This is a genomic window from Flavobacterium phycosphaerae, from assembly GCF_010119235.1.
Taxonomy (GTDB): Bacteria; Bacteroidota; Bacteroidia; order Flavobacteriales; family Flavobacteriaceae; genus Flavobacterium; species Flavobacterium phycosphaerae.
This window is the reverse complement of sequence record NZ_JAAATZ010000001.1, coordinates 1057900-1071675: the sequence shown is the minus strand read 5'-3', so window position 1 is coordinate 1071675 and position 13776 is coordinate 1057900. Positions and strand designations below refer to the sequence as shown.

The window sequence follows — 13776 nt, the reverse complement described above, 5'->3', positions numbered from 1 at the left end:
TATACGTTCGCTTTTTTTTATAACAGTTTGATACTGGTGATTTCGTTGTAAATCCGGTATTTGTTTTGTTTCGGGTCAAAAAAATCTTGTTGACGGTAGTGAATTTCTAGCTTGTCTCCTTTTACAATTTTGTTTTTAATAAACAGATTGTCTCCTTCAAAAGTAAAAAGCCAAACGAACTCCTGCTTTTCATTTTTTTCATCTAACAAAATAATGGTATTAAACTCCTGCGTCGCCATACTTTCGAAAGTGCCGGTATAGAATAAATCAAGTTCGTCCTCATCGGATATGGCAGTGTCTTCCGCTTTATTTTCGGCAATTTTAGCAAACACATCCGGGCAAATAATAGCCATTTCGATGCCAACACTTTCGGCAATATTTTGAATGGCTTTCATTTTATCATCCTGATTCACATCAATATTTCTGCGTTCTTTGTTACTCAACTGACCAAGGGCTTCAAAAATACAAACCCCTAAATTAACATCGGTGACTTCTTTTTTTCCACCAACACAGTCGCAGGTATAGGTGGCCAGTTTTTTATAAATGGCTTCCTTTTTTTGTGCCCAAAGCAACACCGGGAATAGGAACAATAGTATTGTTTTTCTCATGAAAAGGGTTTAGAGGAATGACGAAATTAGGAGAATCCTTTTGATAAAAAAAGTATTTCAGAATTATTCGTTTGTCAATCAAACCGGAGTTGTTACCCAACGCTGAAATTTGTGGAATAGAATTTGTAGTTTTGCTGCAAATCTTTTATACAATGAAACCTATAAAAATTCTATTTCTTTTGCTTGTTTTGGGCTTGGGTTTACAAAAAAGTTCTGCCCAACCCATCCGTTTCAAAACCAGCAGTGTTAGTTATACCGATAAAAAAAGTGACAATACCTGGAATGAATGGTCTGATTTTGTTGATGCCAATGTTTTAATAACGCTGGACGCCAAAAAAGATTTGATTACCATAAATTCAGCCGAAGTGCAATCCTTTAAAATCAAAGCCTACGGAGAAATTGAAGATACGGATGAAGTGAATATTGTTCCTTTTGAGTGTATGGACAACAAGTTTTCGAAGTGTAAAATATTTATTATTACCAAGAAAAAAGAGAACAACCGAATGCAGATTTATATCAATTATAATGAAGTAAAATTCGTTTACAACGTCTACAACGACAATTAATTCATGGATACTTCTTATCCGGCAGCAGAAAAGCTCAAAAGCAAAAAAATCATCGACTTGCTCTTTACCAAAGGCAAATCGGTAGGCAAATACCCTTTGCGTTTGGTTTACATTCAACACGATTTTGAAGAAAACGTACCGTTGAAGATAGCTGTTTCTGTTTCCAAAAAACATTTTAAACATGCTGTTGACCGTAACTATTTCAAACGGGTTTTACGGGAATGTTACCGACTCAACAAAGCGATTTTGATTGAGCATATCGATACCAAATATTGTCTGATGTTTTTTTACCAAACCAAAGACAAATTGACCTATACGGAAATCAACGAAAAGACGATTCAGCTTTTTGAAAAGTTTATTAAAACCATTAAGGAAGAAGAAAAAAACTAAAGTACGTTACACCCAAAAATTTGTTACATTAGTTGCCTTATTTGTACTAATCAGAAAACGGTTTAAACGAAAAAATAAACAAGATGTTCTCAAAAATTAAAAAAAGATATTTTATACCGATAACACTGAGCGTATTTCTGTTTATTGGTGTAAGTTTTAAAGATGATTTTTTCGAAATTTCGAAACAAATCGAAATCTTCACCACATTATTCAAAACCATCAATCAAAACTATGTGGATGAAACCAATGCCGCTGAATTGATGGACAAAGCCATTAAAAGCATGTTGGCTGATTTAGATCCGTATACCAACTATTTCAATGAGCAGGATGTGATTAAATTTAAAATCAACAACACCGGGGAATATACCGGAATTGGTGCGTTGATTACTCGCAAAGAAGATAAAATCATCATCAAAGAACCGTATAAAGGCTATCCTGCCGACAAAGCCGGACTCAAAGCCGGTGACGAAATCACACAAATTGGCGATGTGCTTTTGGCCGACTTTAAAGACGATGCTTCGCAATTGATGAAAGGAGCTAAGAATACTAAAATCGACATTAAATTTTTACGCCAAGGAAAACCCATGACAGCGCAATTGATTTTGGATGAAGTGGATGTCAAAGCGGTTCCTTTTTATGGAAAAATTGATGATAAAACCGGATACATTGTGTTGTCGCAGTTTAATGCCAAAGCTTTCTCCGATACCAAAGAAGCCCTTGAAAAACTGAAAGCAGATGGTGCTACTCAAATTGTTTTAGACTTGCGAGGGAACCCAGGAGGTTTGTTGAACGAAGCGGTGAATATTTGCGGTTTGTTTGTGCCAAAAGGAGAAACCATAGTAACTACTAAATCTAAAAACACCAAATACAATAACACCAACAAAACGACTCGCGAACCAATTGATACCGAAATTCCTTTAGCCATTATTGTGGACGGAAAAAGTGCTTCGGCTTCTGAAATTGTTTCGGGAGCACTGCAGGATTTAGATCGTGCCGTAATTATAGGCAGTCGTAGCTACGGAAAAGGGTTAGTACAACGCCCGTTTGATATGGTTTATAATACTCAAGTGAAAGTTACCATTGCTAAGTATTATACACCTTCCGGTCGCTGTATTCAGGCTTTAGATTATGCTCATAAAGACAAAAGTGGTAAAGCCATTCGTACCGATGCTAAAAATTACAACGCTTTCCAAACCAAAAAGGGGAGAACGGTTTATGACGGTGGCGGTATTTTGCCGGATATTGTTTTAGAAAGCACTAAGACCAGTGCCATTGCTGATGCGTTGCAAAAAAACGATGGTATCTTTAATTATGCTACATATTACTATTATAAAAATCCAAATCTTGGGGATAAGATTCCAACGATTACTGATGCTGAAATTGCTGATTTTAAAGCCTTCCTGAAACGTGAAAAAATAGCCTTTGATACGGAAACTGAAATAGCTTTGAAAAACACTTTGGAGAAAGCCAAAAAAGAAAATATAGATAATGCAATCACTGCCGAATATCAACAATTGTTAGCTTCGATTGAAAGAAGTGAAGAAACTTTGATTGACAAGAATAAGGCTGAAATCAAGAATTTACTTTTGGATGAGATTATCAAAAGATACCAATACAAAGAAGGATTATATCAATATTACATTAAAAACAATTTCGAAATCAAAAAAGCCGTAGAAGTATTAAATGACAAAGCGGAATACAACAAGATTTTAAAAATATAATATGAAGTTATTTAAATACCTGCCATTGCTGATTTTTGGCTTCCTGCATGCTCAGGAAGAAGTTGTTCACTCTGTTTATTTTGATTTTGACAAATTTGCATTAAATGATAAACAGGCCAATGAAGCTGTTGATTTTATCAAAAAAACCGATTCCACCCGTATTGAATCCATTCAGATTTTTGGGTATACTGATGACATCGGCAAAGAAGCTTATAATTATAAACTCTCTACCAAACGAGCGACTGCTATCCAGAATAAATTCATTCAAAGCGGCATTAAAAACAAAGTAATCATTACCATTGAAGGGAAAGGAAGAATTTTGATTGATGACGACATCGTGGAAAATCTTCCGGAAAAGCGTTCCAAAAACCGTCGTGTGGATGTGGTATTGAACCTAAAACCTTTACCAAAAATTGAAATTCCCGGCTATTACAATACCATCCAAAAGCATCATATTGTTGGCGACCACGTTTATCTTGATAATGTTTTATTTGACAGAGGCAGCAGCAAGTTGACCTTTAAAACTAAAACCGAATTGGATAAAATTGCCAAGTTATTGCTGAAATATAAAAATCTTCAGTTTGAAATTCAAGGGCATGTGTGTTGCACACCGCCTTACCAAAAGGAAGCTATTGATATGGACACCAAGAAACGTCAGCTTTCTATAAACCGTGCCCAAGCCGTCTATAAATATTTGATTTGGAAAAAGATTTCTAAAGACCGTATGACCTTTAAAGGCTATGGCAATACCGTGCCACTGGGCAAAGGCGCCGAATATGACCGAAGAGTGGAGTTAGTGATTTCGAAAGTTTAATTTCCTTTTTTCATTTCAATGTGGGGGATATCATCCTCTAAGTACATTTCGCTGGTTTGAATAAAACCGTGACTTTCGTAGAATTTCTTCAAATACAATTGAGCCGAAATGGTAATTTTAGTGGCATCGAAATGTTTTTTCATAACGATGATGGCTTCGCGCATTAGGACGTGTCCCAGTTTTTTATCGCGATAAGTTTGTTTCACCACAACTCTTCCAATAGAAGCTTGCTCGAAATAATCATTGGGTTTAAATAATCGGGCGTAACAGACCGTTTCACCGTCAACCTCTCCAATGAGGTGTAATGCTTTCCTGTCTTTGCCGTCAATGTCTTGATAAACGCAATCCTGCTCCACTACAAAGACTTCGCTGCGCAATTGTAGTAAATCATAAAGTTCACTTGCTGAAAGTGCCTCAAAACGCTTTATTTTCCATTCTAAATTCATCTGTATTTATTTTTTGATTTGAATAGACTTAATAATTGCTTCCAATTCAAACATCAAATCTCGTTTTTCTTTGGAAGGTGCATAACAAAATCCTTCTAAGACTAGTATCCTGCGGTGGGCTTTATCAAAAATCACATAGTTGATAAACGGTCCCGACATGAAGTCGTTTTTCATTTGCCATGTCCCCCTGGTTTCATAGGCTTTGTTATCAGCCAAAGTGGTTTTTGAAAAATAAGGAGAATAGGCTTCCTCGGTAACCATTTGTGTTTTATAGGCCGAGCCGTGAATGTATAGTTTTCCGATGGAGTCTCTGGTTTTGATAATGTCTTTCACCGCATTATTGCGGCCTATGCTTTGCCAAGGGATTGCATAAATGATAAGGCTGTTGTTGCCGCTGGTGATTTCTTTTTTGAGCCAAATGAAGTTTTTTCGGCGCATCACATATTCGTATTTCTTCGGAATCAACAAATTGATGTTGAACTTTTTCTGAATCTTTTTGGTATCTAACAAAGAATCTTTGAAGGTTTTTTGCTCTTGGGCGATTTCGGTTGCCCGCATTTTTTGAATGATGGCAGGTGTGTTTTTTTCTAATAACTCCAAGATTTCAAAAGCGGTTTTTCCCGAAATATGAATAGCGTTTTGTGGCGAAGCAAATTCGTTTTCTTTGATTTCGAATTTGTTTTCAATGTCCTTCTTAATGATGATGATGTTGCGGCTATCTGTAGAATAGCCTTCAAAAAGTTTTACCGGATATTGGTTGATGGAAAACAAAGGTTCTTCTTGCGGCAAACCCAAAACCGGAGAGGCAAATTTATTACGAATGCTGTCGCCAACCTCACCGTTCCATAGCTGATCGTCAATGATAACCGCAATAGTGTTTATGGCTGCAGCAGATTCGTCGGGCAACCTATCGTTTTTTTTGAACGAACAGGAACTCAGGCAAACTGAACCTAAAAACCATAAAAAAAGGGTTTTATTCATAACTGAAATAAAACCCAAATTTATAGAAGATTTTCGGATTAACCGTTGTTAATTTTTAACTTCATTCCCGGTTTTAAACTTTCGTTTTTAATACCGTTCCATTTTTTGATATCTGCAGTGGTTACGTTGTATCTTTTGGCAATACTGAATAATGAATCGCCTTTTTTAACGTAGTATAATTTTACTTCGTCAAGGTCGTTAGACGCAATATTTTCTTTTTTAGAAGATTTACCCTCGTTAACCGCTACTTCTTTTTTAGAAACAATAAGCGAAGTGCCCAATTTTATATTGTTGTCTTCCAACTCGTTCCATTCTTTGATATCAGCTACGGCCACATTGTATTTGCGGGCAATGCTTCCTAAATTATCGCCTTTTTTAACTTTGTATTCAACGATTTTGGTTTCAGTTTTTGGCTCTTCTTCTTTAGCTGCTTCTTCTGTGTTGGCTAAAGCTAATTTAGAACCTTGTTGTACATTCAAGTCATCCAAATTGTTCCATTTTTTTAGGTCTTCCAAACGAACATTAAATTTTTTGGCAATGCTGAATAAGTTATCGCCTCTTTGTACTTCGTAATAATCTTTAGGGTGTTGAGCGATATCATCATTGGTTTCGTTTGAAGCCACGGCTGTTTCAATTTTAGTCTCCAAAGGTTTGTTACTTTTAACCTCTTTTCTTACCGTAGTGACAACTCTTTCGTTTTTGATGATTTTTAAACTGGCTCCTAAAGAAATATTACTGCCTTTTAAATGGTTCCATTTTTTTACATCCGCAACGGAAACACCGTATTTATCTGAGATTTCACCCAAGTTGTCACCTTTTTTCACTTTGTGATATTTGACAACATCTTTGAACGAAACCACTTTCTCTTCTTTAAAAACTTTTGCTGTTGTTGAAGCTATAGCGGTAGATTCTTTTACCGAAATGGTATCCGGCTTTGCTGATTTCTTATCATTGGAAGCTACTGCCTCATTGGTATAAATCTTTAATTTTTTACCTTTTGGAGCTTTGCTGCTTCTAAGGTTGTTCCATTTTTTTAAATCTGACATGGCGATTCCATACCGATCTGAAATTTCACTTAGGCTTTCTCCGCGTCTTACTCTGTGGTATTTTACTCTTGATGCTGAAGAACTGATAGAGTCTCTGGAAGCCAACATGCTTTCGTATGGTCTTTCTCTTCTGCTTTCTTCGTATTGAACGTATGCGTAGATTTTATCTTCGTTAGAAGTGAACACGGCAATCTTATCTATTGGCAATCTCAAGTAATGATTCTCTCCGGTGATAAAAGGAATTACTTCTCTTTTGTAGGATGGATTTAAAAACTGTAGTTCTGCCACAGGAACATCAAGCAAAGCAGAGATTTGTTTAAAAGTCATTGCGTTTTTAATCATGATGGTATCAGTAGCAAAATGATTCGCAATAGCTTTGTCCGGTTTTATACCGTGTTCTTTGTGGTATTCAAAAATATACATGGTGGCCAAAAATGCCGGTAAGTACCCTTGAGTTTCTTTTGGTAAATTCTTTCTGATATTCCAATAATTTTGTTGTCCGCCTGAACGTCTTATGGCTTTGGCTACGTTACCCGGTCCTGAATTGTATGACGCTAACACTAAATCCCAATCACCAAAGATTTTGTACATATTGGTCATGTATTGGGTGGCGGCGTAGCTTGATTTTAAAGGATCATTTCTATCATCAACATAAGTATTGATGTTTAGATCGTATTGCTTTCCGGTTTGGTACATGAACTGCCATAAACCTGTAGCGCCAACTCTTGAAACGGCTCTTGGATTTAAAGCCGACTCCACAACAGCTAGATATTTAATTTCTAAAGGAATATTTTGGGAGGCTAAGGCTTCTTCAAACATTGGGAAATAAAACTGAGAGATACCCATCAACCGTTCGAAAGCTCTTTTTCTGTTCTTTAAGAACGATTTGATTACATTTTCCAACCCTTGATTGTACTCGATATTGAAGGGTGATTTCTCATCCATTTTCTTTAATCTTTCTTTCAAGAGAGCCGTTGGTAATTCGTAGTCTACTTTTTCATCAACGTTGATGTTTTTGATGTCAAGAGTTAGCTCATTGTACAAGTCTAAACTGGCTAATTCTTTCATCCACAAGCTATCGATGCACGAGGCTATTTTATCGTGAACAAAAGTGGCTTTGATTGAATCTAAGACTTGCTTGTTAGTTAAATCTTTTTTGAACGGTGCGATACTGAGGTCATCCTGAGCAAAGATTACCGTGGAAGCCAAGAGTAGGGCTAAGGTCGTTATTTTTTTTATAATCATAATACTGTGGTATATGTGGTATTTTCAAATTTATGGGTTGTAAATGGCTTGATTTACAACGTAAATAATTGTCTTTTATTGTGTTGCTCTTTTAAATTAATTTAAAATTGCTGCTATGCCCGGTAACGTTCTTCCTTCTAACATTTCTAACATGGCGCCACCGCCGGTTGAAACGTAACTCATTTTTTCTTCGAGACCGAATTGTTTTACTGCTGCCACAGAATCCCCGCCACCTACTAGTGAGAAGGCTCCGTTTGCTGTTGCTTCGGCTATGTAATTTCCTAATGTTATGGTTCCTTGGGCAAAGGTTTCCATTTCAAAGACACCAAGAGGCCCATTCCAAAGGATGGTTTTTGAATTCATGATTACTTCTTTGAAATTTTCTAATGATTGGGGACCGGCATCAAGGCCTTGCCATCCATCAGGGATTTCGCGTACATCAACTATCTGTGTATTGGCATCGTTTGCAAAGGCATCGGCGGCTATGACATCAACCGGGATGTGTATTTGCACGTTTTTTTGTTTGGCCAGCTTCAAAATTTCTAAGGCTAATTCCTGTTTGTCGTCTTCGCAAATGGAATTTCCGATTTTTCCGCCCAGTGCTTTAACAAAAGTAAACGTCATTCCGCCACCTATAATCATGTGGTCTACTTTGTCTAATATGTTTTCGATAACTGTGATTTTTGAGGATACTTTTGAACCTCCTAATACTGCAGTTACTGGTTTTACTGAATTATTAAGTACGCGATTCAAGCTTTCTATTTCTTTGGCCAACAGCATTCCAAAACATTTGTGGTTAGGAAAGAACTTGGCAATGATAGTTGTAGAAGCGTGTGCTCTGTGTGCTGTTCCGAAGGCGTCGTTTACATAAATATCGCCTAATGAAGCGAGTTCTTTTGCAAAGTTTTCATCTCCGGCTTCTTCTTCTGTGTAAAAACGAAGGTTTTCTAACAGTAATACTTCCCCCGGTTTTAAATTGTTGGCGGCATTTTGAGCGATTTCGCCACGACAATCGGAAGCGAACTGCACTTTTACGCCCAATACTTCGTTACATTTCGCCACGATGTGACGTAATGAAAACTGATCTTCTTTTCCTTTAGGTCTGCCTAAGTGTGACATTAGAATTACGCTTCCTCCATCGGCCAGAATCTTGTCGATGGTTGGCTTTGCGGCTTCAATTCGGGTGTCATCGGTTACGTTAAAATTTTCGTCTAAAGGGACGTTGAAATCTACACGAATGATGGCTTTTTTGGCATTGAAGTTAAAATCCTGAAGTGTTTTCATTTGGCTTTTTAAAGGGTTTGAATCCTTGCAAATATAGTAAAATTTAATTTCATCGTTCTTTTTTGTGTTTTAATCGATGATTTTTAAGGAAATTTTAAGGTTTATTATTTTAATTTTCAATTAATTACAAAAGTGACCGTCTTGTTTTGCGGTTTATTCTTTTTGATTATTGAGCTCATCGATGTAGTTATTGATCTGTTGGATTTGGTCGAAGGGGAGTTGTTTTATTTTTGTGTAATGGTTTGGTTTGCTGCTTTTTGTACCAGTTTTTGCAGCGGATGATTGGGTGATATAGTTTTAGTGTCTTCGGGAATCCAGAGGAAGAGGTCGTCAATGGTGCAGTGGAGGTGTAAGCAAATCTTTTCGAGGTACTTAAAGTTGATGCTCTCTACATTGTTGTTCAGCAATCGGCTTGCGGTGTGATAGGGGATTTGACATTGGTTTAAAAACTGATGAGTGTTTTCGATGCCTTTGCTTTTTAGCGCTTGACGGATGTTTAACTTTATCATTTTACTATTGCTTTTAGGATTAGTACTGTTTTGATTTTTGCAAAAACCGTTCCGTTTTTAGTTTAGCTGCTTTTGATTTGTGTTTATTTCATTTCGATTCGGGGTTGGCGGGTTTCGTTTTTGGCTTAGCTGATTGTCTTTTTGGTTTGGATTATTTCGATTTGGAACAATCATATTTCGTCTTTGGCTTAGCTGGTTTTAATTCGCGTTTAGAAGCTTTCGTTATGTGTTTAGAAGGTTTCGATTTGTGTTTAGCCTATTGCGGTTTGTGTAAGGGGATATATTTTCGGATAGCCAAATATTTCTGTTATATTTGCTTTATGCAGTTTTCAGCCATCCTTGGACAGGATTATATTAAGAATCATTTAATTACCAGCGCGTTGTCGGGGAGGATTCCGCATGCGCAATTGTTTGTTGGGCCCGAAGGCAGTGGTACTTTGGCCATGGCTATTGCTTATGCGCAGTTTGTTTTGTGTAATAATACCGGTATTGAAAACAGTGGTGGTAATGAAAGTTGCAATTTAAAATTTCAGTCGTTATCGCATCCTGATTTGCATTTTGTGTATCCGAATGTGGCTAATGAAGACGTGAAGTCGAAGCCCAAGAGTGCTGATTTCCTTATGGATTGGCGGGAGTTTGTGTCGGCTTCTCCTTACGGGAGTTTGTTTGACTGGTATAAACATTTGGGTGTTCAGAACAAGCAAGGGGAGATTCGGGTGGATGATGCTCAGGACATTTTAAAAGCTTTGGCACTGAAATCCTATGAAGGCGGTTATAAAATTATGATTGTTTGGATGGCCGATAAAATGAATATTGCCGCTTCGAATAAACTTTTGAAACTATTGGAAGAACCGCCTGAAAAGACGTTGTTTATTTTGATTTCGGAAAACGAAGAAGATATTATTCAGACGATACGTTCGCGTTGTCAGGTACTCCATTTTGGGCCCTTGCCCGAAGCTGTGATTGCTAAAGCCTTGCGTGAGCAGTATTTTTTGGATGAGCCTTCGGCTACTAAAGTGGCGCACCAGGCACAGGGTAATTATAACAAAGCCATTCATATTATTCATAACGATGCGGATGATTTGCCTTTTGAAAAATGGTTTGTGGATTGGGTTAGGGCGGCTTTCAGGGCTAAGGGTAACGCGGCTGCTATACAGGATTTGATTTTATGGAGTGAGGAGATTGCCGGTTTGGGTCGCGAGGGTCAAAAGCAGTTTTTGAATTATTGCATTACCATGTTTCGACAGGCTTTGTTGTTGAACTATCGGGCGGATAAACTGGTGTACTTGGAGCCTACGGTGGATAAGTTCAGTTTGGAAAAATTTGCTCCTTTTGTTACCGGGACTAATATAAATGCTATATTTAAAGAACTTTCAGATGCTATTTATCACATAGAAAGGAATGGGAATGCCAAAATAATTTTGACTGATTTATCAATAAAACTTACTCGTTTAATCCATAAAAATGACTAGTTATGAATAATACTGCTTCTATATTAGTGTTGCTTTTTTTGGCCGTAACCTTTATACAATCGGCCTATGACAAGGTTTTTGGTTGGCAAAGTAATGTGGATTGGCTCAAAGGCCATTTTGCTCAAACGATTTTAAAAAACTATGTGCCCTTGGCCTTGTTTTTACTTTTGATTTTGGAACTGGTTACCGGCGTTTTTACGTTGGTGGGTTGTGTAGAATTGCTGGTGAACGGCGGTAGGAATTTTGGTTTTTACGGTGCTGTTTTTTCGAGTATTACCTTGATATTAATGCTGTTTGGTCAGCGATTGGCTAAAGATTACGATGGTGCGCGGACTATAGCCATTTATTTTATCCCTTCTATATTGGCTGTTTTTTGGTTGAGTTAAACGGCTAAACTGGCTTTAAACATTTTTAGTTCTTCCCAAGTGAATTTTTCGCCTTGGGTTTCTTTCAATTCGGTCAAGGATTCGCCTTTAAAGTCTTCAAAAACAAGTTTTAATTCCTCAATTTTATCTTGGGGCAGCACTTCTGAAATGTGCATTTTTTTGGCTTCAATTAATTTTACAAAATGCCCGTTTATGGTGGCCGCGGTAACTTTGCGTATCAGGGCAATATCTTCTGTAGAGTTTGATTGCAGCCATAATTCGAGGGTTTTCTCGAGGGTAGATTTCTTGACTTCTTTAGACGATTTTTTCTTGTTAGCATAACGATCTACATCGGCTTCCTCTTCGATTAAAGAATGATTTGCCTTTTTAAACTCACTTTGGATGAGTGTTATTTTTTTGATTTTGTACTGTTTGATTTCATCAGAGGTTAGTTTTTCTTTTGAAAGGGTTTCGCCATTGGCTACTATTTTCATCAATAGTTTGGCTTTCATCAATCGCAAAATGGTTTTGGTTTGCCATTCTTCTAAAACCACTAATTCCTCATAAAAGGCTTTTACTTTTTTGATTCTTTTTACCTCTTCTATCTTCCATAAAACTTCGTAAACGATTGAATCCAAAGGGTTCCAAAAGTAATCATAGGCGGCTTGAATTCGTTCTGAAACGTGGTTTAGTTCTACCGTATCTTCTTTAAATAATTGATTTAATTGAGCTATAAATTTTCGGGCGGGCACCAGGAGATTGTCAATAGTTTCGGTTTGTTTTTTTGCCCACAGTGCGTGTTTTGCTTTTTCTGAAGCATTGGCTTTTTCATTATAACTCAATACATGTTGCTGCCATTCTACCGCCAGTTCGTTCCATTGGAATGTTTCCGTCAGGTAGTTATGAATGAATTCTTTAGTTTCTTGCTGCAGGGTGTTTTCTAAAACTGTCGGTGTTGCTTTATTCAGCGCGTAATTTACCACATCTTGATCGTTAGCAATGCCATTCATTTGTAGTGGTGAAAGCAAAATTAAGCCCTTTAATGACCGTAAACGCGAAAGTGCTACATAAGCCTGCCCGGGAAGGAAAACCTTTGATACATCGAGCGCTGCTTTGTCAAACGTCAAACCTTGACTCTTGTGAACCGTGATGGCCCAAGCCAATTTTATGGGATAGTGTACAAAGGTGCCTAAAACTTCCTCCTCAATTTCTTTGGTGTTTTCATTAACCGAATACCTGATGTGCTGCCATTCGTATTTTTCGACTTCGATGGTTTTGTTTTCTTCCGGAAAATGAACGATGATTTCATTATCAGAAAGCGACTTGATGATGCCCATTTTACCATTGAAATACTGCTTTTCTAAAGATAAATCGTTTTTGATGAACATGATTTGAGCTCCTTTTTTAAGTTCTAGTTGTTCCTCAAGCGGGTATATTTTTTCGGGAAAGTCGCCCGTGATTTCAGCTTTGAAAACGGTGGTTTTACCCTTTAAATCGAGTAGTGATTGTGTATTGATAGTATCCGCCTTGCTATTGTGTGTGGTAAGCACTATAAAGCCTTCATTTGCTTTTAAATCAAAATCGGGTTGTACAAATTGATTTAAAATTTCAATATCATTTGGTGTAATCAGATTGTTTCTCAGGTTATTTAAAATCCCAATAAACCGGTCATCAGTTTGACGAAAAATCTTTGATAATTCGATATATAATGGTGGGTTTTGTTGTATGCTATGGGCGTGGAAAAAGAACTTTCCTTTGTAATATTTTCGTAAAGTTTGCCATTCTTCTTCGCGAATCACCGGAGGAAGTTGTAATAAATCGCCAATAAAAAGCACTTGCACCCCTCCGAATGGGAGATTCTTTTTGCGAACTGATTGCAACATAAAATCGATGGCATCCATTAAATCAGCTCGCAACATACTTACTTCATCAATGATGAGGAGTTCCATGTTTTGGATAACCAATTTTTTCAAACCGCTCATTTTAAAATGTCTACGGAGAGTTGTTTTGGTTTCAAACTTGGTATTTTCAGAGAAGTCAGGGGCTACATTTTCGGGAATGAAACCCCAAAAAGGCAACTGAAACATGGAATGGATGGTGACCCCTCCGGCGTTTAAAGCGGCAATTCCTGTGGGTGCTACTACTACCGTATTTTTGTGTGTAGATTGGATAATTTCTTTAAGAAGTGTAGTTTTTCCGGTACCCGCTTTTCCGGTTAGAAAAATGGATTTATTAGTTTGATTAATAAATTGCAATACATACTGAGCTTCTTGTGATTGCATTTTCATGGGTAATTTTTTTACAAAAACAAATATAAAACATTGTAGGT

Annotated in this window: 13 protein-coding genes; 6 read left to right on the top strand and 7 right to left on the bottom strand. The window is 37.2% G+C overall.

Annotated features, from left to right (window positions below):
* Positions 1 to 17 precede the first annotated feature (17 nt).
* Positions 18 to 608, bottom strand: coding sequence for a hypothetical protein (locus GUU89_RS04765; protein WP_162126852.1), 591 nt, complete (start codon positions 606 to 608; stop codon positions 18 to 20).
* Positions 609 to 760: 152 nt separating this feature from the next.
* Here GUU89_RS04765 and GUU89_RS04760 point away from each other — a divergent pair, with 152 nt between their 5' ends.
* From GUU89_RS04760 to GUU89_RS04745, 4 genes are all read left to right on the top strand, one after another.
* Positions 761 to 1174 (top strand): hypothetical protein, encoded by a 414-nt coding sequence (locus GUU89_RS04760; protein ID WP_162126851.1) that lies wholly within the window; start codon positions 761 to 763, stop codon positions 1172 to 1174.
* Positions 1175 to 1177: 3 nt separating this feature from the next.
* The gene (gene rnpA / locus GUU89_RS04755; RefSeq protein ID WP_162126850.1) at positions 1178 to 1564 is read left to right on the top strand and encodes a ribonuclease P protein component; all 387 of its coding nucleotides are present in this window, start codon (positions 1178 to 1180) and stop codon (positions 1562 to 1564) included.
* A gap of 83 nt (positions 1565 to 1647) precedes the next feature.
* A complete protein-coding gene (locus GUU89_RS04750) occupies positions 1648 to 3285 on the top strand; it encodes a S41 family peptidase (protein ID WP_162126849.1) in 1638 nt (545 codons plus the stop codon).
* 1 nt (position 3286) lies between these two features.
* Positions 3287 to 4099 (top strand): OmpA family protein, encoded by an 813-nt coding sequence (locus GUU89_RS04745; protein WP_162126848.1) that lies wholly within the window; start codon positions 3287 to 3289, stop codon positions 4097 to 4099.
* Here the strand turns inward: GUU89_RS04745 and GUU89_RS04740 are convergent.
* From GUU89_RS04740 to GUU89_RS04720, 5 genes are all read right to left on the bottom strand, one after another.
* The gene (locus GUU89_RS04740; RefSeq protein ID WP_162126847.1) at positions 4096 to 4545 is read right to left on the bottom strand and encodes a GNAT family N-acetyltransferase; all 450 of its coding nucleotides are present in this window, start codon (positions 4543 to 4545) and stop codon (positions 4096 to 4098) included. The genes GUU89_RS04745 and GUU89_RS04740 overlap by 4 nt on opposite strands.
* Before the next feature lie 6 nt (positions 4546 to 4551).
* Entirely contained in the window at positions 4552 to 5451 is a 900-nt protein-coding gene (locus tag GUU89_RS04735) for a DUF4837 family protein (protein WP_317163855.1), read from the bottom strand.
* A 113-nt stretch (positions 5452 to 5564) separates the two neighbouring features.
* Positions 5565 to 7817, bottom strand: coding sequence for a LysM peptidoglycan-binding domain-containing protein (locus GUU89_RS04730; RefSeq protein ID WP_162126845.1), 2253 nt, complete (start codon positions 7815 to 7817; stop codon positions 5565 to 5567).
* Positions 7818 to 7913: 96 nt separating this feature from the next.
* A complete protein-coding gene (locus GUU89_RS04725) occupies positions 7914 to 9101 on the bottom strand; it encodes a phosphoglycerate kinase (protein ID WP_162126844.1) in 1188 nt (395 codons plus the stop codon).
* A 224-nt stretch (positions 9102 to 9325) separates the two neighbouring features.
* Positions 9326 to 9610, bottom strand: a complete 285-nt coding sequence (locus tag GUU89_RS04720; protein ID WP_162126843.1) for a helix-turn-helix domain-containing protein — start codon at positions 9608 to 9610, stop codon at positions 9326 to 9328.
* A gap of 320 nt (positions 9611 to 9930) precedes the next feature.
* Between GUU89_RS04720 and GUU89_RS04715 the strand changes: the two genes are divergently transcribed.
* Together GUU89_RS04715 and GUU89_RS04710 are read left to right on the top strand one after the other, a co-directional pair.
* Positions 9931 to 11082, top strand: coding sequence for a DNA polymerase III subunit (locus GUU89_RS04715; protein WP_162126842.1), 1152 nt, complete (start codon positions 9931 to 9933; stop codon positions 11080 to 11082).
* Between the two features lie 2 nt (positions 11083 to 11084).
* On the top strand, positions 11085 to 11468 hold the full coding sequence (locus GUU89_RS04710; RefSeq protein ID WP_162126841.1) for a DoxX family membrane protein: 384 nt from the start codon (positions 11085 to 11087) through the stop codon (positions 11466 to 11468).
* Here GUU89_RS04710 and GUU89_RS04705 read toward each other — a convergent pair.
* Entirely contained in the window at positions 11465 to 13735 is a 2271-nt protein-coding gene (locus GUU89_RS04705; protein ID WP_162126840.1) for a helix-turn-helix domain-containing protein, read from the bottom strand. The two genes, GUU89_RS04710 and GUU89_RS04705, sit on opposite strands and share 4 nt — an antisense overlap.
* Between the last annotated feature and the right edge of the window lie 41 nt (positions 13736 to 13776).

Excerpts from the sequence above, each read along its gene's own strand:
- GUU89_RS04765 (WP_162126852.1), bottom strand. The coding sequence starts at position 608 with ATGAGAAAAACAATACTATTGTTCCTATTCCCGGTGTTGCTTTGGGCA.
- GUU89_RS04760 (WP_162126851.1), top strand. The coding sequence starts at position 761 with ATGAAACCTATAAAAATTCTATTTCTTTTGCTTGTTTTGGGCTTGGGT.
- rnpA (WP_162126850.1), top strand. The coding sequence starts at position 1,178 with ATGGATACTTCTTATCCGGCAGCAGAAAAGCTCAAAAGCAAAAAAATC.
- GUU89_RS04750 (WP_162126849.1), top strand. The coding sequence starts at position 1,648 with ATGTTCTCAAAAATTAAAAAAAGATATTTTATACCGATAACACTGAGC.
- GUU89_RS04745 (WP_162126848.1), top strand. The coding sequence starts at position 3,287 with ATGAAGTTATTTAAATACCTGCCATTGCTGATTTTTGGCTTCCTGCAT.
- GUU89_RS04740 (WP_162126847.1), bottom strand. The coding sequence starts at position 4,545 with ATGAATTTAGAATGGAAAATAAAGCGTTTTGAGGCACTTTCAGCAAGT.
- GUU89_RS04730 (WP_162126845.1), bottom strand. The coding sequence starts at position 7,817 with ATGATTATAAAAAAAATAACGACCTTAGCCCTACTCTTGGCTTCCACG.
- GUU89_RS04725 (WP_162126844.1), bottom strand. The coding sequence starts at position 9,101 with ATGAAAACACTTCAGGATTTTAACTTCAATGCCAAAAAAGCCATCATT.
- GUU89_RS04720 (WP_162126843.1), bottom strand. The coding sequence starts at position 9,610 with ATGATAAAGTTAAACATCCGTCAAGCGCTAAAAAGCAAAGGCATCGAA.
- GUU89_RS04715 (WP_162126842.1), top strand. The coding sequence starts at position 9,931 with ATGCAGTTTTCAGCCATCCTTGGACAGGATTATATTAAGAATCATTTA.
- GUU89_RS04710 (WP_162126841.1), top strand. The coding sequence starts at position 11,085 with ATGAATAATACTGCTTCTATATTAGTGTTGCTTTTTTTGGCCGTAACC.
- GUU89_RS04705 (WP_162126840.1), bottom strand. The coding sequence starts at position 13,735 with ATGAAAATGCAATCACAAGAAGCTCAGTATGTATTGCAATTTATTAAT.